The sequence below is a fragment of the Aquimarina atlantica genome (assembly GCF_000626715.1).
Classification (GTDB): domain Bacteria; phylum Bacteroidota; class Bacteroidia; order Flavobacteriales; family Flavobacteriaceae; genus Aquimarina; species Aquimarina atlantica.
In genome coordinates this window covers 17,048-37,500 of record NZ_AQRA01000018.1, presented here as the reverse complement: position 1 = coordinate 37,500, position 20,453 = coordinate 17,048, and the positions used below count along the sequence as shown (strand labels likewise).

Annotated in this window: 13 protein-coding genes, 2 tRNA genes and 2 rRNA genes (1 of these 17 cut by a window edge); 11 read left to right on the top strand and 6 right to left on the bottom strand. The window is 34.7% G+C overall.

The features are described from left to right. The 4 genes from ATO12_RS24010 to ATO12_RS23995 form a co-directional block, all read right to left on the bottom strand. Positions 1 to 1,790 (bottom strand): 23S ribosomal RNA (locus tag ATO12_RS24010); it reaches 1,028 nt to the left of the window's first position. 230 nt (positions 1,791 to 2,020) lie between these two features. Continuing rightward, positions 2,021 to 2,094 (bottom strand) — tRNA-Ala (locus tag ATO12_RS24005). A 181-nt stretch (positions 2,095 to 2,275) separates the two neighbouring features. Next, a tRNA-Ile gene (locus ATO12_RS24000) sits at positions 2,276 to 2,349 on the bottom strand. 169 nt (positions 2,350 to 2,518) lie between these two features. Further along, positions 2,519 to 4,040, bottom strand: a 16S ribosomal RNA gene (locus ATO12_RS23995). The 16S and 23S rRNA genes sit together here with 2 tRNA genes alongside, the layout of an rRNA operon. 832 nt (positions 4,041 to 4,872) lie before the next feature. On the opposite strand from ATO12_RS23995, the gene thrS reads away from it, so the two are divergent. The 11 genes from thrS (at position 4,873) to ATO12_RS23940 (ending at position 17,989) form a co-directional block, all read left to right on the top strand. After that, a complete protein-coding gene (gene thrS, locus ATO12_RS23990) occupies positions 4,873 to 6,819 on the top strand; it encodes a threonine--tRNA ligase (protein WP_034247516.1) in 1,947 nt (648 codons plus the stop codon). Positions 6,820 to 6,895: 76 nt separating this feature from the next. Next, positions 6,896 to 7,405, top strand: a complete 510-nt coding sequence (gene infC / locus ATO12_RS23985) for a translation initiation factor IF-3 (protein ID WP_074408604.1) — start codon at positions 6,896 to 6,898, stop codon at positions 7,403 to 7,405. Between the two features lie 61 nt (positions 7,406 to 7,466). Continuing rightward, the gene (gene rpmI, locus ATO12_RS23980) at positions 7,467 to 7,664 is read left to right on the top strand and encodes a 50S ribosomal protein L35 (protein WP_024771193.1); all 198 of its coding nucleotides are present in this window, start codon (positions 7,467 to 7,469) and stop codon (positions 7,662 to 7,664) included. A 140-nt stretch (positions 7,665 to 7,804) separates the two neighbouring features. Continuing rightward, the gene (gene rplT / locus ATO12_RS23975) at positions 7,805 to 8,149 is read left to right on the top strand and encodes a 50S ribosomal protein L20 (protein ID WP_025667297.1); all 345 of its coding nucleotides are present in this window, start codon (positions 7,805 to 7,807) and stop codon (positions 8,147 to 8,149) included. 191 nt (positions 8,150 to 8,340) lie between these two features. Then, positions 8,341 to 8,730, top strand: coding sequence for a hypothetical protein (locus ATO12_RS23970; RefSeq protein ID WP_131248895.1), 390 nt, complete (start codon positions 8,341 to 8,343; stop codon positions 8,728 to 8,730). Positions 8,731 to 8,736: 6 nt separating this feature from the next. Beyond that, positions 8,737 to 11,511 (top strand): PAS domain-containing hybrid sensor histidine kinase/response regulator, encoded by a 2,775-nt coding sequence (locus ATO12_RS25205; protein ID WP_051576062.1) that lies wholly within the window; start codon positions 8,737 to 8,739, stop codon positions 11,509 to 11,511. Between the two features lie 51 nt (positions 11,512 to 11,562). Beyond that, complete coding sequence (locus ATO12_RS23960; RefSeq protein ID WP_034247512.1) at positions 11,563 to 12,372, top strand: TrmH family RNA methyltransferase; 810 nt, start codon at positions 11,563 to 11,565, stop codon at positions 12,370 to 12,372. Between the two features lie 94 nt (positions 12,373 to 12,466). Continuing rightward, positions 12,467 to 13,699 carry a M48 family metallopeptidase gene (locus ATO12_RS23955; protein WP_034247510.1) on the top strand — a complete coding sequence of 411 codons (1,233 nt, stop codon included), beginning with the start codon at positions 12,467 to 12,469 and terminating at the stop codon, positions 13,697 to 13,699. Between the two features lie 168 nt (positions 13,700 to 13,867). After that, positions 13,868 to 16,075, top strand: a complete 2,208-nt coding sequence (locus ATO12_RS23950) for a RelA/SpoT family protein (RefSeq protein ID WP_034247509.1) — start codon at positions 13,868 to 13,870, stop codon at positions 16,073 to 16,075. 175 nt (positions 16,076 to 16,250) lie between these two features. Then, a complete protein-coding gene (locus ATO12_RS23945; protein ID WP_025667291.1) occupies positions 16,251 to 16,718 on the top strand; it encodes a Fur family transcriptional regulator in 468 nt (155 codons plus the stop codon). Next, positions 16,718 to 17,989, top strand: coding sequence for an adenylosuccinate synthase (locus ATO12_RS23940; protein WP_034247508.1), 1,272 nt, complete (start codon positions 16,718 to 16,720; stop codon positions 17,987 to 17,989). Before ATO12_RS23945 ends, ATO12_RS23940 begins: the two co-directional genes overlap by 1 nt. Positions 17,990 to 18,049: 60 nt before the next feature. Here the strand turns inward: ATO12_RS23940 and ATO12_RS23935 are convergent, their stop codons facing one another. Together ATO12_RS23935 and ATO12_RS23930 are read right to left on the bottom strand one after the other, a co-directional pair. Continuing rightward, positions 18,050 to 18,754 carry a hypothetical protein gene (locus ATO12_RS23935; protein ID WP_034247506.1) on the bottom strand — a complete coding sequence of 235 codons (705 nt, stop codon included), beginning with the start codon at positions 18,752 to 18,754 and terminating at the stop codon, positions 18,050 to 18,052. 88 nt (positions 18,755 to 18,842) lie between these two features. Beyond that, positions 18,843 to 20,210 (bottom strand): PD40 domain-containing protein, encoded by a 1,368-nt coding sequence (locus ATO12_RS23930; RefSeq protein ID WP_051576061.1) that lies wholly within the window; start codon positions 20,208 to 20,210, stop codon positions 18,843 to 18,845. Positions 20,211 to 20,453 lie beyond the last annotated feature (243 nt).

Below are 20,453 nucleotides of genomic sequence, written 5' to 3'. Positions count from 1 at the left end.
CGGCACCGGGCAGGTGTCAGGCCATATACATCATATTTCTATTTAGCATAGCCCTGTGTTTTTGATAAACAGTCGCCTGGACCTTTTAACTGCGGCCTCGCCGAAGCGAGGCGACCCTTCTCCCGAAGTTACGGGTCGATTTTGCCTAGTTCCTTAGCCATGAATCTCTCGAGCACCTTAGAATTCTCATCCCAACTACCTGTGTCGGTTTACGGTACGGGCTGCTTCACTCGGTTTTCTTGGAAGTCGATTCGCTAGATTATCACCTCGGCCGTAGCCTTAGTGTACTATCGGGGTATTACTACTCCCTTCAACGCACATTTCCGTCAGTGCGCACTAACTTCTCGCCTCCGTCACTTTTAGTGTGAGCAGGTACAGGAATATTAACCTGTTGTCCATCCACTACCCCTTTCGGGTTCGCGTTAGGCCCCGACTAACCCTCAGCTGATTAGCATAGCTGAGGAAACCTTAGTCTTTCGGTGTGCGGGTTTCTCGCCCGCATTATCGTTACTTATGCCTACATTTTCTTTTGTAGATACTCCAGCATACCTCACAGTACACCTTCAACGTCACTACAATGCTCCCCTACCGATATTTCTATCCCATAGCTTCGGTAATATGCTTATGCCCGATTATTATCCATGCCGAACCGCTCGACTAGTGAGCTGTTACGCACTCTTTAAATGAATGGCTGCTTCCAAGCCAACATCCTAGCTGTCTAAGCAGTTCAACCGCGTTTTTTCAACTTAGCATATATTTGGGGACCTTAGCTGATGGTCTGGGTTCTTTCCCTCTCGGACATGGACCTTAGCACCCATGCCCTCACTGCTGGTAAACATTTTATAGCATTCGGAGTTTGTCAGGAATTGGTAGGCGGTGAAGCCCCCGCATCCAATCAGTAGCTCTACCTCTATAAAACTATACCAACGCTGCACCTAAATGCATTTCGGGGAGTACGAGCTATTTCCGAGTTTGATTGGCCTTTCACCCCTACCCTCAGGTCATCCCAAGACTTTTCAACGTCAACGGGTTCGGTCCTCCACTTTGGGTTAACAAAGCTTCAACCTGCCCAAGGGTAGATCACACGGTTTCGCGTCTACTACTACTAACTAAAACGCCCTATTCAGACTCGCTTTCGCTTCGGATCCGATGCTGAACATCTTAACCTTGCTAGTAAAAGTAACTCGTAGGCTCATTATGCAAAAGGCACGCCGTCAGTCCGAAGACCTCCGACCGCTTGTAAGCGTATGGTTTCAGGATCTTTTTCACTCCCTTATTCAGGGTTCTTTTCACCTTTCCCTCACGGTACTGGTTCACTATCGGTCTCTCAGGAGTATTTAGCCTTAACGGATGGTCCCGCCAGATTCATACAGGGTTACACGTGCCCCGCACTACTCAGGATACTACTAAATCAATGTGCTTTACTTATACCAGGCTATCACTGTCTATGGCTCCTCTTTCCAAAGGATTCTAATTCATTACATATCTTATATTGTAGTCCTACAACCCCTGCATTGCCGTAACAATACAGGTTTGGGCTAATCCGCGTTCGCTCGCCACTACTAACGGAATCACTTTTGTTTTCTTCTCCTCCGGGTACTTAGATGTTTCAGTTCTCCGGGTTCGCCCACCTTACGGTGTGACATATCTTCAATATGCCGGGTTGCCCCATTCGGATATCTGCGGATCAATCAGTATGTGCCTGTCCCCGCAGCTTTTCGCAGCTTATCACGTCCTTCTTCGCCTCTGAGAGCCTAGGCATTCCCCATACGCCCTTAATTAGCTTATGCGTCTTGCTTTAACTTGCTCTTTTAGTTTTTGCCGATACTAATAAAGTAACTAAATTAGTATCAACCTCTTTTATTTTCATTAATTGTAAACAATTAATGCTCGTATTTTTAAATCAATATGTCAATGAACGTTTTTCTTAATAACAATATAAAATCAACAATTATAAAAACTATTTCAAATCATGAATCCTATGCTTTATAATCTATCAATCCTTATATCTAAAGAATCGTGGAGAATATCGGAGTCGAACCGATGACCTCCTGCGTGCAAGGCAGGCGCTCTAGCCAGCTGAGCTAATCCCCCGTCTTTTATAAGTTGGCAGTTGCCAGTTTATAGTTGACAGTAACACAACTTCTAAAATTTCCTTTTCAATATTATATATGAACATCATACTTGTAGTCTCAGGCAGACTCCCTTCGATAAACTCAGGATAAACATTTCGACGATGCTCAATGCAACGCTTCTCGTCTGTCTTTCGACTTTGTAGTCTCAGGCAGACTCGAACTGCCGACCTCTACATTATCAGTGTAGCGCTCTAACCAGCTGAGCTATGAGACTTCTTCATAGTTGTCTGTTGATGGTTAATTGTTGATCGTTGAAACAAAAAAAAATAACAACCAGTAACTAACAACTAAATAATTAATTAACAGCATAAAGACTAAAAACAAATAAGATACATTCCATCGTATCATTTATTTGTCTCCTATATAAAATAGGAAAACTCTAGAAAGGAGGTGTTCCAGCCGCACCTTCCGGTACGGCTACCTTGTTACGACTTAGCCCCAGTTACCAGTTTTACCCTAGGCCGCTCCTTACGGTGACGGACTTCAGGTACTCCCAGCTTCCATGGCTTGACGGGCGGTGTGTACAAGGCCCGGGAACGTATTCACCGGATCATGGCTGATATCCGATTACTAGCGATTCCAGCTTCACGGAGTCGAGTTGCAGACTCCGATCCGAACTGTGACCGGCTTTATAGATTCGCTCCTATTCACATAGTGGCTGCTCTCTGTACCGGCCATTGTAGCACGTGTGTGGCCCAGGACGTAAGGGCCGTGATGATTTGACGTCATCCCCACCTTCCTCGCGGTTTGCACCGGCAGTCTTGCTAGAGTTCCCACCATTACGTGCTGGCAACTAACAACAGGGGTTGCGCTCGTTATAGGACTTAACCTGACACCTCACGGCACGAGCTGACGACAACCATGCAGCACCTTGTAAATTGTCCGAAGAAAAGTCTATCTCTAAACCTGTCAATCTACATTTAAGCCCTGGTAAGGTTCCTCGCGTATCATCGAATTAAACCACATGCTCCACCGCTTGTGCGGGCCCCCGTCAATTCCTTTGAGTTTCATTCTTGCGAACGTACTCCCCAGGTGGGTTACTTATCACTTTCGCTTAGCCACTCAGACCGAAGTCCAAACAGCTAGTAACCATCGTTTACGGCGTGGACTACCAGGGTATCTAATCCTGTTCGCTACCCACGCTTTCGTCCCTTAGCGTCAATTAATTGTTAGTGATCTGCCTTCGCAATCGGTATTCTGTGTAATATCTATGCATTTCACCGCTACACTACACATTCTAACCACTTCACAATAATTCAAGTCTTGCAGTATCAATGGCAATTTTCCGGTTGAGCCGAAAACTTTCACCACTGACTTACTAAACCGCCTACGGACCCTTTAAACCCAATGATTCCGGATAACGCTTGGATCCTCCGTATTACCGCGGCTGCTGGCACGGAGTTAGCCGATCCTTATTCGTAGAGTACCGTCAGCATTCCACACGTGGAACGGTTTCTTCCTCTATAAAAGTAGTTTACAACCCATAGGGCAGTCTTCCTACACGCGGCATGGCTGGATCAGAGTTGCCTCCATTGTCCAATATTCCTCACTGCTGCCTCCCGTAGGAGTCTGGTCCGTGTCTCAGTACCAGTGTGGGGGATCTCCCTCTCAGGACCCCTATCTATCGTAGCCTTGGTATGCCGTTACCATACCAACTAGCTAATAGAACGCATAGCCATCTTATAGCGATAAATCTTTAATCATTTAAATATGCATCTAAAAGATACTATAAGGTATTAATCCAAATTTCTCTGGGCTATCCCTTACTATAAGGTAGGTTCTATACGCGTTACGCACCCGTGCGCCGGTCGTCATCAGTTGCAAGCAACTATGTTACCCCTCGACTTGCATGTGTTAAGCCTGCCGCTAGCGTTCATCCTGAGCCAGGATCAAACTCTTCATCGTTTGTCTTTAAATATGTTTCAAAACAATACAACGGAATTATAATCGTATCTCAATATGTCTCTAGTCTTTATTCTTTGTATAAGCTATTATAAAATAACTCAATACGCGCTGTCAATCAATATGTCTATGAACTTTTGTAATCAATAAAGCAATCTTCATCGCTATCAATTATAGATCGTAAATCAAGGAATCGAACCTCAAAAATGTTACCTAAAACATCCTAAACCATTACTACTTATTTTTATGAACTATGCTTTGTTTTGCTAAGCGGGTGCAAATATACAACCCTTTTTATTTCTACAAAGCTTTTTTTAATTTATTTTTTAGAAAAAATTAAAACTAAATAAAACCTCAATCAACACACAAAACAAAACCCCGTTTTGAGGGCGCAAACATACAACCCTTTTTTATTCTGACAAGAATTTTTATACAAAGTTTTTTTAAATCTTTCCCTAAACAAAAATCAAAAAAAATCAACTCTCAATGAACTCTCAAAACAGCATCCCGTTTTGCGGGTGCAAACATACAACCCTTTTTCTTTCTAACAACAAAATTTAGCAACTATTTTGAAACTTTTTTTTAACAATCTGATATCATAAACTTTACACATAAATAAAAACAATAAACAACAACACAACTCCTAATACAAACCACCCCAAAAAGTATCACAACATAAAAAAAACATACTTTTTAATTGTCTCTGAAACAGAATAAAAATCAACAATACCCTACTTTATCCCTATACTATAATATTGATCTACTAAATTATACCTTATATATATTGTATGGGTTTTATTATCGTATTATCTTTGCCCCTTTAATTAGAAAAAAGATGATCAAGATTACGTTACCAGACGGTTCGATTAGAGAGTACAATAGCGAAGTTACTGCTATGGATGTTGCAAAAGATATTAGTGAAGGTTTTGCCAGAAATGTAATTTCTGCAAAATTTAACGAAACTACTATTGAGACCTCCACAAAATTAACCACAGATGGTAACCTAGTTTTATTTACATGGAGAGACGATGAAGGTAAAATAGCATTTAGACATTCTACATCTCATGTCCTTGCCCAAGCTCTTGAAGAATTATACCCTGGAGTTAAACTATCTATTGGTCCGGCTATAGATAATGGATTCTATTATGATGTAGATCTAGGAGATCAGGTTATTTCTGAAAAAGATTTTAAAACAATCGAAGATAAAATGCTTGAAATCGCAAGAGGAAAGCATGATTTTAAAATGAGATCTGTTTCTAAAGCTGATGCTTTAGCTAAATATAAAGAAGAAAACAACGAGTATAAAGTCGAATTAATTGAGAACCTAGAAGATGGCACAATAACATTTTGTGACCATGACACCTTTACCGATTTATGTCGAGGAGGGCATATCCCTAACACTGGGCTTATTAAAGCCGTAAAAATTATGAGTGTTGCAGGAGCATATTGGCGTGGTGATGAGAATAATAAACAACTAACAAGAGTATACGGAACCTCTTTTCCGAAGCAAAAAGAATTAAAAGAATATTTAGAATTACTTGAAGAAGCAAAAAAACGAGATCACAGAAAAGTAGGAAAAGAACTCGGTCTTTTTACTTTTTCTCAAAGGGTAGGTCAAGGATTACCTTTATGGCTCCCAAAAGGGGCAGCTTTACGAGATCGCTTAGAGCAATTCCTGAAAAAAGCTCAGAAAAAAGCTGGTTATGAAATGGTAGTTACGCCACACATAGGTCAAAAAGAATTATATGTTACTTCTGGTCATTATGCAAAATACGGAGAAGATAGCTTTCAACCTATCAATACTCCAGCTGAAGGTGAAGAATTCTTACTAAAACCAATGAATTGTCCTCATCACTGTGAGATATATAATAGTGAACCATGGTCATATCGAGATCTACCTATACGATATGCCGAGTTTGGGACTGTATACAGATATGAACAAAGTGGAGAACTCCATGGACTTACTCGTGTAAGAGGTTTTACACAGGATGATGCTCATATTTTTTGTACTCCTGATCAATTAGACGAAGAGTTTAAAAAAGTAATTGATTTGGTTTTATATGTTTTTGGATCTTTAGGTTTTGAAAACTTTACAGCCCAAGTATCTGTACGAGACATAGAAAAACCAGATAAATATATTGGAGATGTCGAAAATTGGGAAAAAGCAGAAAATGCTATTATAAATGCTGCAAAAGATAAAGGATTAAACTATATAATCGAAAGCGGAGAAGCTGCTTTTTATGGCCCTAAGCTCGATTTTATGGTAAAAGATGCACTAGGAAGAAGTTGGCAATTAGGAACTATACAAGTAGATTATAACCTCCCAGAGCGTTTTGATCTTACATATAAGGGCAGTGATAATGAATTACACAGACCAGTAATGATTCATAGAGCTCCTTTTGGTAGTATGGAGAGATTTATTGCTATCTTGCTAGAACATACAGGAGGTAATTTCCCTCTGTGGCTAATGCCAGAGCAAGCTATTATACTCTCTATCAGCGAGAAATATGAAAAATACTCTGAAAAAGTTTTAAATTTGTTAGAAAATGACGAAATTCGCGCCCTTGCTGATCATAGAAATGAAACAATCGGTAAAAAGATTAGAGAGGCAGAAATGAATAAATTTCCTTATATTATCATTGTAGGGGAACAGGAAGAGAGAGACAACACCATATCGGTTCGAAAACATGGTGGTGAAGATTTAGGAGCTATATCAATTGAAGAGTTTTCTAAAATAATAAAAGAAGAAATTAACAAAACGCTAAAACCGTTTAATGGATAACGATAAATTAAGTTTAATTTAAAAATTTTAAGTCATAGCAATAAGAAGAAGAAGGTCTCAAAAACCACTAAGAGTAATCAAAGAAGATGCACACAGAATCAATCATAAGATTCGTGTTGATGAAGTGCGTCTTGTAGGTGATAACGTAGAAGTTGGTGTTTACCCAACCAAAAAAGCGCTACAACTTGCTGAAGAGCAAGAACTTGATCTTGTAGAAATTTCGCCTAAAGCAGTGCCTCCTGTTTGTAAAATAATGGATTATAAAAAATTCCTTTATGAACAGAAGAAAAGAGACAAAGCCTTAAAATCAAAGGCCACTAAGGTTGTTATTAAAGAAATTAGATTTGGTCCTAATACAGATGAGCATGATTATGAGTTCAAGAAAAAGCATGCGATTAAGTTTTTATCAGAAGGAGCCAAGTTAAAGGCTTATGTCTTTTTTAAAGGACGTTCAATCATATACAAGGATCAAGGTCAAATTCTACTACTTAGGTTGGCGCAAGAACTAGAAGAGTATGGCAAAGTAGAGCAAATGCCAAAACTTGAAGGTAAGCGAATGATTATGTTTATCGCTCCCAAAAAATAAAAAAATTCCGATAATAAGGAGTTATTAAGATAATAAGTGAGATTATAAAAACAAGGATACAATGCCTAAAATGAAGACAAAATCCAGTGCAAAAAAGCGTTTTAAGCTTACCGGTACTGGTAAAATCAAAAGAAAGCACGCTTTTAAGAGTCATATTTTGACAAAAAAATCTAAAAAACGTAAGCTTGCTTTAACGCACGCAACATTAGTGCACAAAAGCGATGAAAATAGTATTAAAGAACAATTACGTTTAAAGTAATTTTTTTTAATCAGGTTAGAATTAGTATAAACCCAGGAGTTAGGCCTACAAAATTTTAGATTGTTAATTTTCGAATTAAGAAATAAATTTTAAATGATCAAGTGTCGTTATCGACCGCCTACTACTAAAAAATTTAAATTATGCCAAGATCAGTAAATTCTGTTGCAAAAAGAGCTAGAAGAAAAAAGGTTCTTAAGCAAGCAAAAGGTTATTTCGGACGTCGTAAAAACGTTTGGACAGTAGCAAAAAATGCGGTTGATAAAGCGATGCAATATTCGTATAGAGACCGTAAAGCGAAAAAGAGAACTTTCCGTGCATTATGGATTACTCGTATTAATGCGGGTGCCCGTTTACATGGTATGTCTTACTCTCAATTTATGGGAAAAGTAAAAGCTAATAATATCGAATTAAACCGTAAGGTTCTTGCCGATTTAGCGATGAACAACCCAGAAGCTTTTCAAGCAATTGTAGAAAAAGTAAAGTAACTCTTTTAGTAAAACAATACAATCTCACTTATAAAAATCCTGCTTTTGAAGCAGGATTTTTTTATTTCTAACAGTTGCATAACAGCGTATTTCATCGTTAAAAACAGTATTTAATCCATCAAAAAGAATGCGGATTGGTATTTTTTCATTACTTTTAAGAAAACCGAATAGATATGAAAAAAAAACATTTTTTGCTTATATCAGTATCGCTTTTAATGAGTCAGGGATTATTGGCACAAGATCACAGTACACATTCTAGTCCTGGCAGTTTAGGAGCAGAACAAATTTTTGGTCTTTTAGAAATGCCATTTCTAGCTATTGCACTTATATTTAGTTTTCTTACAGCCACAAAGCTAAAAGGAGGAAAATTTGGATCAGGAATGACACTACTTGCTTGGGGGTTTGTAGTCATGGCTCTTGGACATCTTCATATGCAAATAGCCCATATCTTTGATTATAATATTTTCAAGAATATTTTTGGAGATACTTTTGGCAACTACATTTGGTTTATCGCACTAATTCTTACATGGGGTTTATCGGCATTAGGCTTTTATAAAATATATAAAGCCAGCAAAATATGACCCTAGATGATCTTAAAATGGTTTAAAAGAATAACGACCGCCAAGAAAACCAATCCGAAAAAAAGCCAAGAAGAGCAAGAAATTATTGATCTAATTGATTTTCTTTGGAAAGAAATTGATATATCTAAAAATACTTCTAATCTAAAAATAAAAGTAAAAGCTTTTAGAGAATTTTCTTATGTAAAAAAAGTTGAATTTTTACCAGAATTATACTTATTTCTGGAAGAATATATTACAGAAAAAAATGCAATACGACGACCTAGCAAACAATTTGTACGTAATCAAATTATAGAACGATATAGCTCTTTATTCAAGCATACTTCCTTTAAGTTAATATTTGACCCATTAAAAGAACAAGAATTAATCTTATGCAAAGTTTTTCTCTCTAAAGTATTAGAGAAATCTTCAGAACTTATTGGCAGCTATAATGATTCTAAAATCATTTATATAAAAAAATACCTGGATACACCATATAATTTTCGAACTATAGATCTGATCAAGGAGAGAAAAAATCTATTAGATTTTTCTAATCAGATTTTTCTTAAAATCAAAAATAGTTTAGGTATAAATGCAATCACCAATATCTATTTACTTATTTATAAAAAACATTTTCAATCTTATCATTTATTAGACTCATTTACCGCAATCCTAAATGTAATTCCCGAAGAAATTCTCGCTAAAGATCTGATCAATTTCCCTAGCAAACAACAAATGCATAAAATGCTGCAGAAACAGCTTTATAGTTTAGAAGAAATTAACGAAAGACTTACCAAAGAAGTTGTAGAAAGAAAAAAAGTAGAGGAAGAACTAAAATATAGTGAGCATTTAAATACAACCATATTAGAAACAGCAATGGATGGTGTGGTTTTAGTAAATAGCAAAGGAATTGTATTAAATTGGAATAAGCAAGCAGAGAATATACTAGAGTTAAAAAGAGAAGAAACGATTGGGCATAGTATCTATTCATTAGTTCCGTATAAACTTAGACAAGAACTAAAAAGAAGCTTTAGTAACTATATACAAACCGGAGATGATGAACTGATCAATAAAAGAGTAGAAACCTCTGTAAACAGGAAAAATGGTTCTATCGTATATATAGAGCTTACTGTTATTGCAATTGAAACCAAAGATGATTATCTTTTCAATGGTTTTTTTAGAGATATCACCAATCGAAAGATTATTGATAATGAAATTAGAGAAGCTAAGGTTATCGCAGAAAAATCTGCGAAAGCAAAGACCGTTTTTTTGTCTAATATGAGTCACGAAATAAGAACTCCTCTTAATGTTATTTTGGGGCTTACCGGTATTTTACAAAAGAGTGATTTTAGCAATCCTCATATAGATAAAAAAAACTTAGATGGAATTCAGTTTTCTGCCGAAAATCTTTTGATATTAATCAACGACATTCTTGATTTCTCTAAAATTGAAGCTGGAAAACTCACATTACACAATACAGATTTTAGTCTTAAAGAACTAATTACAAATATCTCACGTGGTTTTAAAATAAAAGCAGACGAAAAAGGTTTAAAATACACAATGCTTATTGATCCTTCTGTACCTAAATTTATTATTGGAGATCAACTTAGATTAAATCAAATTCTAATCAATCTAATAGGTAATGCAATAAAATTTACCCAAACCGGTGAGATAACGATACAGGTAAAAACAGAAAAATCAAGCACAAAAGGAATTACTATTAATTTTTCTGTAAAAGACACAGGAGTTGGTATCCCTGAAGATAAGCTTAAGAATATTTTCGAAAGTTTTTATCAGGTACATAAACCAGGAAAAAATAAGATCGAGGGCACAGGGCTTGGTCTCTCAATCTCTAAACAACTTATCGAGCTACAAGGAGGAGTACTTAAAGCCGAAAGTAAACCAGGAGTTGGATCAACTTTTGATTTCTCTATTACATATGCCAAAAGCAATTTTAGATCTACAGAAATAAACAGGAAACACACTACCATGTCTGAAAATAGCCATAACCTATCCGGAGTAAAAGTACTGGTAGTAGAAGATAACAAAATGAACCAGTTTTTTATTAAACAATTATTCTCTAATTGGCATATAGATGCTCATATAGCAGATAATGGAATGATTGCATTAGAAAAACTTAAAAACTTCACCTATGATCTAATACTTATGGATATGCATATGCCAGTAATGGATGGCCCCGAAACTACAGAAATCATAAGAAATTCTGATGACGACAAGATTAACAAAATACCTATAATAGCTTGCTCGGCAGATGTATTCCCAGAATCAAAAAAGAAAGCAATAGAATCAGGAATGAATTTTTACCTTACTAAACCATTAAGCGAACAAGCTCTTGAAGAAGTACTACTAAGTATCTTATCAAAAAACGTACAAGAGAACACTAGTATTCCTGTTAGTGCAAATAACACAGATACGCCAACTTCTTTAGAAACTAAAAAATTCTGTGACCTGTCTTTTCTAAAAAAGACTTTTGATAATGACACCGAAATCATCCTAGGAGTTTTACAGATATTCATTGATGAGACCCCAAAAGATTACCAAAAACTAAAACAGGCTATTGAAAACAAAAACTGGGATGTAACACGAGAAGCTGCTCATAAACTTAAATCTAGTTTTAAAACTATTGGTTTAAAAAATGAAACAGATATTCTCCAGAAAATAGAATATTCATCAAAAGAAAAGTTAGAATTTAGCCTGCTCAAAGAATATTTTACAGAATTAAATCAATCCTACCCCAAAATCATTGAAGAAATTAATCAGTATATACAAGATTTCCCTTCTTAAATACACAAAAAAGAAAACATTTTATTATTCTCGATTATTATCTTTGCGTTTATGCAAAACCAGATAAAAAGCCTTCAGAATGATAAAATAAAATTTCTTAACCAGCTTAAAGAAAAATCGAGAGTTCGCAAAAGAGAAAAACGTTTTATTATTGAAGGTAAACGTGAGATTACATTAGCCATACAAGGAAGCTATACAATTACTCAACTTTATTATTGTTCTTCTATTATTCCGTTTACAGAAATTTCAGCACTACTCTCCCCTTCTCAACATCAAGTTGAATTGTTTGAGATTACTTTAGAAATCTATCAAAAACTGGCCTATAGAACCACAACCGAAGGGGTCTTAGCCGTGGCTATTTCAAAAGATAATGATATCAAAAACTTTACCTTATCATCAAAAAACCCTTTGATTCTTGTAGCTGAATCTCCAGAAAAACCAGGTAACATAGGTGCTTTATTACGTACTGCAGATGCGGCTCAACTAGATGCCGTTTTTATTGCAAACCCAAAAACTGATATATACAATCCCAACATCATACGATCTAGTGTTGGATGTATATTTACCAACAACATTGCAACGGGATCTTCTGCAGCTATTATAGATTTCTTAAAAAAGTACAATATCAATATCTATGGTGCCGCATTACAAAAATCTGTAGATTATCACACTCAAGATTATACCAGACCTACTGCTATAGTGGTTGGTACTGAAGCCACAGGGTTAAGTGATGTTTTTTTAGAAAGCACAACTCAAAACATTAAAATACCTATGAGCGGTGTAATAGACTCAATGAACGTTTCTGTAGCTGCCGGAATTCTCATTTTTGAAGCAAAGCGCCAACGAGGGTTTACAGGCTAAAAGATTAAAAATAGTACTAAAAATCAATTAAAAATCATTACCTTACCGTTTCCTACATATCCCAAATCTTTAAACTACTAATTGCTCTAAACCAATGACCCCCAATTCCCTTTTTTATTTATTAATAGCTATTATCATTATTGTATTTCTAATAGATTCTCTATTAGACATCCTTAATTCTAGACATTATAACGATCAGATTCCCGAAGAACTCATAGATGTTTACCCAGAAGAAGAATATCAGAAATCTATAGCATATAAAAAAGCTAACTTCAAATTCAAATTAGTATCCTCTACTATCTCGTTATGTATTATGCTTCTATTTTTCTTTTTAGATGGATTTGCTATAGTTGATAATATATCACGAAGTATTTCAGATAATTCAATCATAATTGGTCTTATTTTTTTTGGGATTATAATGATCGGTAGTGATATTCTCTCTACTCCTGCTACTTACTATAAAATTTTTGTTATTGAAGAAAAATTTGGTTTTAACAAAACCACTATAAAAACCTTTTTTATTGATAAAATAAAAAGCATCATAATGATGATAATTGTCGGAGGAGGGCTTTTGGCATTGATTATATGGTTTTATCAAATTACAGGAAACTCTTTTTGGGTGTATGCATGGACATTAGTATCCATATTTACATTAGCAATGAATATGTTCTATGCAAAACTTATAGTTCCTATCTTTAATAAACAAACTCCTTTAGAACCAGGAGAACTTAGAAATACTATTGAAGCTTATTCTAAGAAAGTTGGTTTTCAGTTAAAAGATATTTTTGTTATTGATGGTTCTAAAAGGAGTACTAAAGCAAACGCTTATTTCTCTGGTTTGGGTAGCGAAAAAAGAATCACTCTTTATGACACATTGATTAATGATCTTAATAACGAAGAGATTGTAGCTGTATTAGCCCACGAAGTCGGGCATTATAAAAAAAGACATGTGATCGTTAATTTATTTTTATCTATTGCGCTTACGGGATTAACATTATGGTTTTTATCGATTTTTATCGCAAACCCTCTTCTATCTGAGGCACTGGGAGTAGTAACCCCTTCGTTTCATGTTGGACTTATAGCTTTCGGAATTTTGTATAGTCCAATTTCAGAAATTACCGGATTAATAATGAATATAGTTTCTAGAGCTTTCGAGTATCAGGCAGATAATTATGCAAAAGAAACTTATGATAATGAAGCTTTAATTAATAGTTTAAAAAAACTTTCAAAAAACAACCTTAGTAACTTAACCCCTCATCCTGCTATGGTATTTATTCATTACTCGCATCCTACTCTTTTACAAAGAATTAAAAACCTTAGAAAATAAATCCCTCACTCAAGACTTGGTGGTTACATTTCTTAATTGTATTTTTAATTATTAATGACAAAAAATATAGTTTAATCATTAATCTCAAGGCACAATTTTGTCGGTTAATATTGCGTAGGGGATATCACACACGATACTTAATAGGGCTTTCTTAAAAAACTTTATGTTATGACTGAAGCTGCTATAGATAAAGAAAACAAACAGATTGCTAAGCAATACAAAGAATTGCTTCGTATTAGTTATAGGGACCTTACTAAAGAGGATAAGATACTTATACGACAAGCATTTGATATTGCTGTTGATGCCCATAAAGATCAACGTCGTAAAAGTGGTGAAGCCTATATTTTTCATCCTATTGCGGTAGCAAAAATTGTAGCTAGTGAAATTGGACTAGATGCTACATCAATTGCTGCGGCATTACTTCATGATGTTGTAGAAGATACAGAATATACTCTGGTAGATATTGAGCAAATGTTTGGTGAAACAGTAGCTCGTATTGTAGATGGTCTTACCAAAATTTCTTCTCTAAAAAAAGATAGAGACATTTCTCTACAAGCCGAGAATTTCAGAAAAATGCTTCTTACTCTTAATGATGATGTAAGAGTGATTATCATTAAAATTGCAGATCGTTTGCATAATATGCAAACGATGGATGCCATGAGACCAGACAAGCAGGTAAAGATTGCGTCTGAGACTTTGTACATATACGCCCCTTTGGCTCATCGAATTGGCTTGTACAACATCAAAACAGAATTAGAAGACCTGGGATTAAAATATACCGAACCCGAAGTCTATAAAGATATTCTCGAAAAAATTAAAGAAAGTAAGGAAGAGCAAGATGAATATATTAAAAAATTCTCTGATCAGATTAGAGAAGGTCTTGATAGAGAAGGATTAAATTATGAAATAAAAGGAAGGCCAAAATCCATTTTTTCGATTCGTAGAAAAATGGTAAAGCAAAACATCTCATTCGACGAAGTATATGACAAATTTGCTATACGAATAATATACAAGTCTGATAATATCGAGAATGAAAAATTTATTGCCTGGAAAATATATACTGTAGTAACCGATTATTACAGACCAAACCCTATTCGCTTAAGAGATTGGATCTCTCAACCCAAATCTACTGGTTACGAGGCCTTACATATAACTGTTATTGGCCCAGACAGCAAATGGGTAGAAGTACAAATTCGTAGTGAGCGTATGCATGAAATTGCAGAAAAAGGATATGCAGCACATTATAAGTACAAGAACACTGAAGAAAAACAAGATCAAGGATTAGATGGATGGCTTAATCGATTACAGGAAGCATTAGAAAATTCTGAAACAAATGCTGTAGATTTTGTAGAAGAATTTAAATTAAACCTGTATGCAAAAGAAATATTTGTCTTTACACCCGAAGGAGATTTAAAATCATTACCAAAAGGAGCAACTGCACTCGATTTTGGTTTTAGTGTACATACCGAGGTTGGATTAAGAACAAGAGGAGCCCGAGTGAATGGCAAATTAGTACCACTAAGCCATGAACTTAAAAGTGGTGATCAGGTAGAAATCATTACTTCGACCAAATCAAAACCTTCTTCTAGCTGGTTGGATTATGCCACTACAGCAAGAGCAAGATCCAAAATTAAATCTGCTTTACGAGACGAGAAAAAACAAATTGCCGAAGATGGTAAAGTTGTTTTGAAACGTAAACTTCGCTCTCAGAAAATAACAATGAGCGAAAAAGTAATTAATGAACTTGTACTCTATTTTAAACTTAAAACAAGTTTGGATCTATTCTACAGAGTAGGTATAGGAACTATTGACAATCAAAAAATCAAAGAGTTCGCTACCACTCGAAGTAATGTCTTTATGAATTTTATCAAAAATAGAATTCGAAGAGGTAACATTAAAGATGTAAATAAGGAAGAAATTACATCGAAATACGATCTGCTTGTTTTTGGAAAAGATTCAGAAAAACTAGAATACAAACTATCTAATTGTTGTAATCCAATTCCTGGAGATGATGTTTTTGGTTTTATAACAGTTAATGAAGGAATAAAAGTACATAAAAACAATTGCCCGAATTCGTTACAGTTACAAAGTAACTATGCGTATCGTATTATTCCCGCAAAATGGATTGATTCTAGTCAGGAAGAATTCAAGGCTGTGATAAGGCTAAATGGTATTGATAATATCGGTGTAGTAAACGAGGTAACACAAATTATCTCGAACAACATGAATCTTGCAATATATAACATGAATTTTGATACTAACGATGGTGTCTTTACTGGTAAAATAACGGTAGGCGTAAAAAATAAGAACACCTTAAAAACCGTTATGAAAAACCTTTCGAAAATAAGTGGTATTGATAAAGTTGTAAGAGAATAAAATTTGTTTTTTTGCTCAAAAAAAGAATTATAAATTAAGAATTATACTATTTTATGAGGATTCTTTTTTATGATCAAATCGGTTCAAATCAGTTAATTTTAAAAAACCTTAAATAATCGTTTTTAAATCAGAGTCTCACTAATAAAAAATAATGTAACTTTGCGTTTTTAAACGTATGAGTACTAAAGCAACTACACAAAACGATCAAGTTATCGTTAAAAATGTTTTCACCAGTTTCTTAGAAGAAAATGGTCATAGAAAAACACCCGAAAGATACGCTATACTTCAAGAGATTTACGAAAGTGATGAGCATTTTGATATCGAATCATTATATATCAAAATGAAAAACAAAAATTATAGAGTAAGTCGTGCTACACTTTATAACACTATAGAGCTTTTATTAGAATGTAAATTGGTTAGAAAACATCAATTCGGACAAAATCAAGCTCAATACGAAAAATCATATTTCGACAGACAACATGATCACTTAATTTTAACTGATACTGGGGATGTATTAGAATTTTGTGATCCCAGAATTCAATCTATTAAAAAAACAATCGAAGAAATTTTTGATGTAGATATTACAAATCATTCTTTGTATTTCTACGGAACTAAAAAAAACCCAACTAATAAAGATAACTAATGGCGGTAAACTTATTACTTGGTCTTCAGTGGGGAGACGAAGGGAAAGGAAAAATTGTAGACGTTCTTACAAAAGATTATAATATTATTGCTCGATTTCAAGGTGGTCCTAATGCTGGTCATACTTTAGAATTTGATGGAATCAAACATGTGTTACATACTATTCCTAGCGGAATTTTTCATGATAAAGCCATAAATCTGGTTGGAAATGGTGTCGTAATAGACCCTGTTATTTTCAAAAAAGAATTGGATAATCTTGATAAATTTAATTTAGATTACAAATCCAAATTATTGATTTCTAGAAAAGCTCATCTAATTCTTCCTACACACAGGATTCTGGATGCAGCTTCTGAAGCTTCTAAAGGAAAAGCAAAAATTGGCTCTACTTTAAAAGGAATTGGTCCTACATATATGGACAAAACGGGTAGAAATGGTATTCGAGTTGGAGATTTAGAACTAAATGACTGGAAAGAACGCTACCGTGCTTTAGCTAATAAGCATGAAGCAATGATTGATTTTTATGATTCAAAAATAGAATACAATCTGGAAGAGCTGGAGAATGAATTCTTTGAAGCGGTTAAAGTTTTAAAAACTCTTACTTTTATTGATAGTGAAGAATACCTTCATCAAGCTCAAAAAGAAGGAAAAACAATTCTGGCAGAAGGAGCACAAGGTTCTTTATTAGATATCGATTTTGGCACATATCCTTTTGTAACATCATCAAACACTACGGCAGCAGGAGCATGTACCGGTTTGGGTATCGCACCAAATAAAATCAAAGATGTTTTTGGTATATTTAAAGCATACACAACTCGAGTTGGTAGTGGGCCATTTCCTACAGAATTATTTGATAAAGATGGAGAGACGATGGCACAAGTTGGTCATGAATTTGGAGCCACTACAGGTAGACCGAGAAGATGCGGATGGTTAGACCTTGTAGCACTAAAATATGCAGTACATGTAAATGGTGTTACAAAATTAATGATGATGAAAGGTGATGTACTAAGTGGATTTGATACCTTAAAAATATGTACCGCTTATAAATATCAGGGGAAAACAATTACTCATTTACCATACAACATAGAGCCGGAAAATGTGACTCCTATCTATACTGAGATGAAAGGTTGGTCTGAAGATCTTACAGGAATGACCGATCCTTCTCAACTACCAAAAGAGTTAAATGAATATATCTCGTTTTTAGAAAAAGAATTAGAAACACCAATTACAATTGTTTCTGTAGGACCAGATAGAACGCAAACTATACACAGGTAAAAAATAGCATTATAAAAATAAGAGCGACTGTATTTTACAGTCGCTCTTATTTTATCTATATTAATTACCTAAATAGATAAAAGTATTAATTACCAGGTAAGGTTGATAACGTTCAAAAGATTGATTTGCTCCTCCACTATTTAGTGTTACATTATGGTTATGATTCCCTGCATTACCAGTATTCGTATTTCCCCCAGCCAATAAAATCCTTCTATTTGCATCTACACCATTTTGCACACGTTGATTAGAAAAGAAACCAGCAAAACCATGTCTATGATTCCCCCTAGTATTTGTTGTACCCGTAAAATTAACATTAGGTAAATTCGCCTGGACTAAGGTTGTATTTGCTTGCCCTCCTGTATCCCCTATATTTTCTCCTCCTGCAGGATGTTTTAAAACTCTATCTGTTGCATCAGGTAAATTTGTAGTAAATCCTAAACTGGTAGCAACTGCCTGCGCTGTAGCCGAAAGCGTCGCAGTACTACGACCATCTAAAATATACCATCCACCATGATCTGCGGTAGCAACACTAAACTTTACATCTCCGTCTGATGCTGATTCATTTGCAGCAACCCATTTTGTTCCATCCCAGTAATATATTTTATCGTCTGTAATGTTATACACTATCGACCCTCGATTAGGAGTTACAATACCATTCATTTGAGCAGTAGTAACATTAGGCAATCCTAATATAGAATTCCTATCTACCTGAGCATAAAAAAAGTGGCTTACAAAAACGAAAATTAAGAATAGTTTTACTTTCATATAGTTATTAGTTTTACTATAAATATATAAAAGCAAAAACATTTATCAGAAAATAAATCTAAAATATATTTTCTGTCCATTCACAATATTATAATGAAGTAGTGCCTTCCTTATTAGGTTTTAACTCTATTACCCTTTCTAATTTTCGTATGATTTCCTGCTTACGATAATAGCCATCAGGAAATGATTTTATCTGCCTGAAACCATAGATATCATCATCACCTTTCCCTCCTTTACGATTACTTGCAAAATAACCAGTTTTACTTTCTTCATTGATAATAAAAGTAAAATCATCTTTTGGGCTATTAATAGGGTTTCCTAAATTATAAACTTCTACTACTCCCTCCTTATTTAGAATAGCCATAAAAATATCCAACCCTCCTAATCCTTTATGGCCATCACTTGCAAAAAACAGTTTTCCTTTATCACTAATATAAGGGAAAGTTTCACGTCCCGAAGTATTAATCAAACCTCCTAGATTTTTAGGTATTCCGAAGCTTTCATCTTCATTAATTTTCACCACATACAGATCTGATTTTCCCAGAGTACCTGGCATATCACTTGCAAAATATAAATATTTACCATCTGGAGATAATGCAGGGTGTGCTATCGAGTATTCATCACTATTAAAAGGTAACTCTTCTACATCTCCCCATTTTCCGTTATCATAACGTGCTCTATATATTTTTAATAAAACAACGCCTTTTGCATTCGTTTTAGATTTTCTTTTAGAATAATTATTTCTAGTAAAATAAACTGTTTTTCTATCCTTACTAAAAGTTGCAGAAGATTCATGAAACTTCGAATTAATTGTCCCTTTTAATTTTTCAATACTTTTTTCTTCAGAAATATGTCTTGTTGTATACAAATCCAAAAAAGGCTGATCATTCCACTCATGTAATACTTTAGAAAAGGTATTAGTATTTCTCGAAGATGCGAATACTAATTCATCATTATAAAAACTAGGGGCATAATCAGAATATTTAGAATTTATATTTAAGGTATCAACTACAAACCCTTTTGGGGTATCTTTTTTTGATAAAACATTATTTAATGAGCTAGATACCTGCTTAACTCTTATATCATTATCATTACTTGCATATAACCAATGCGCTATATCATCTTCATTTTTATATTCTTCAGTACTTTTAAAGCATTGTCTATATCTGGCTCGATATTCTGATTTCATCTTCCCCGGATATAAAGAAGATAGTACCCGATACCATTGTGCTGCTTTTTCTAACTCACCATTAAAGTAATATGAATCCCCTAATCTTTCATATAACTCTATTGATTTACTTCCTTTTTTTATAGCTTTTAAGTACATTTCCCTCGCCTCGATATAGGCATACTTTTCAAAAGCTTCGTTTGCTTTTTGCAGCTGCTTTTCCTGAGAAAACACAGCACCCCAAAAAAACAAAAAAAATAGAGCCCCTAAGTTTTTTTTCAAAACCATCTATTATCTTTTTGTTAATAATGTAACGACCTTAACTATTCTTTTTTTTAAAGTAGCTCTATATCTGTTCTCAATAATGGATCAGAATAAACAAATCTGCTTTGATAAAAAATAAAAGTTTAAGATGATGCTATCCCCATAGCATTGATCGTCCCCTTTGTTGTTTCCTATCGCAATTTACTGATGCTTAAGTAGATCTAGTGTTAAAAAATTCGAAAATTTCTCTTATTTGCTTCTTTTTAT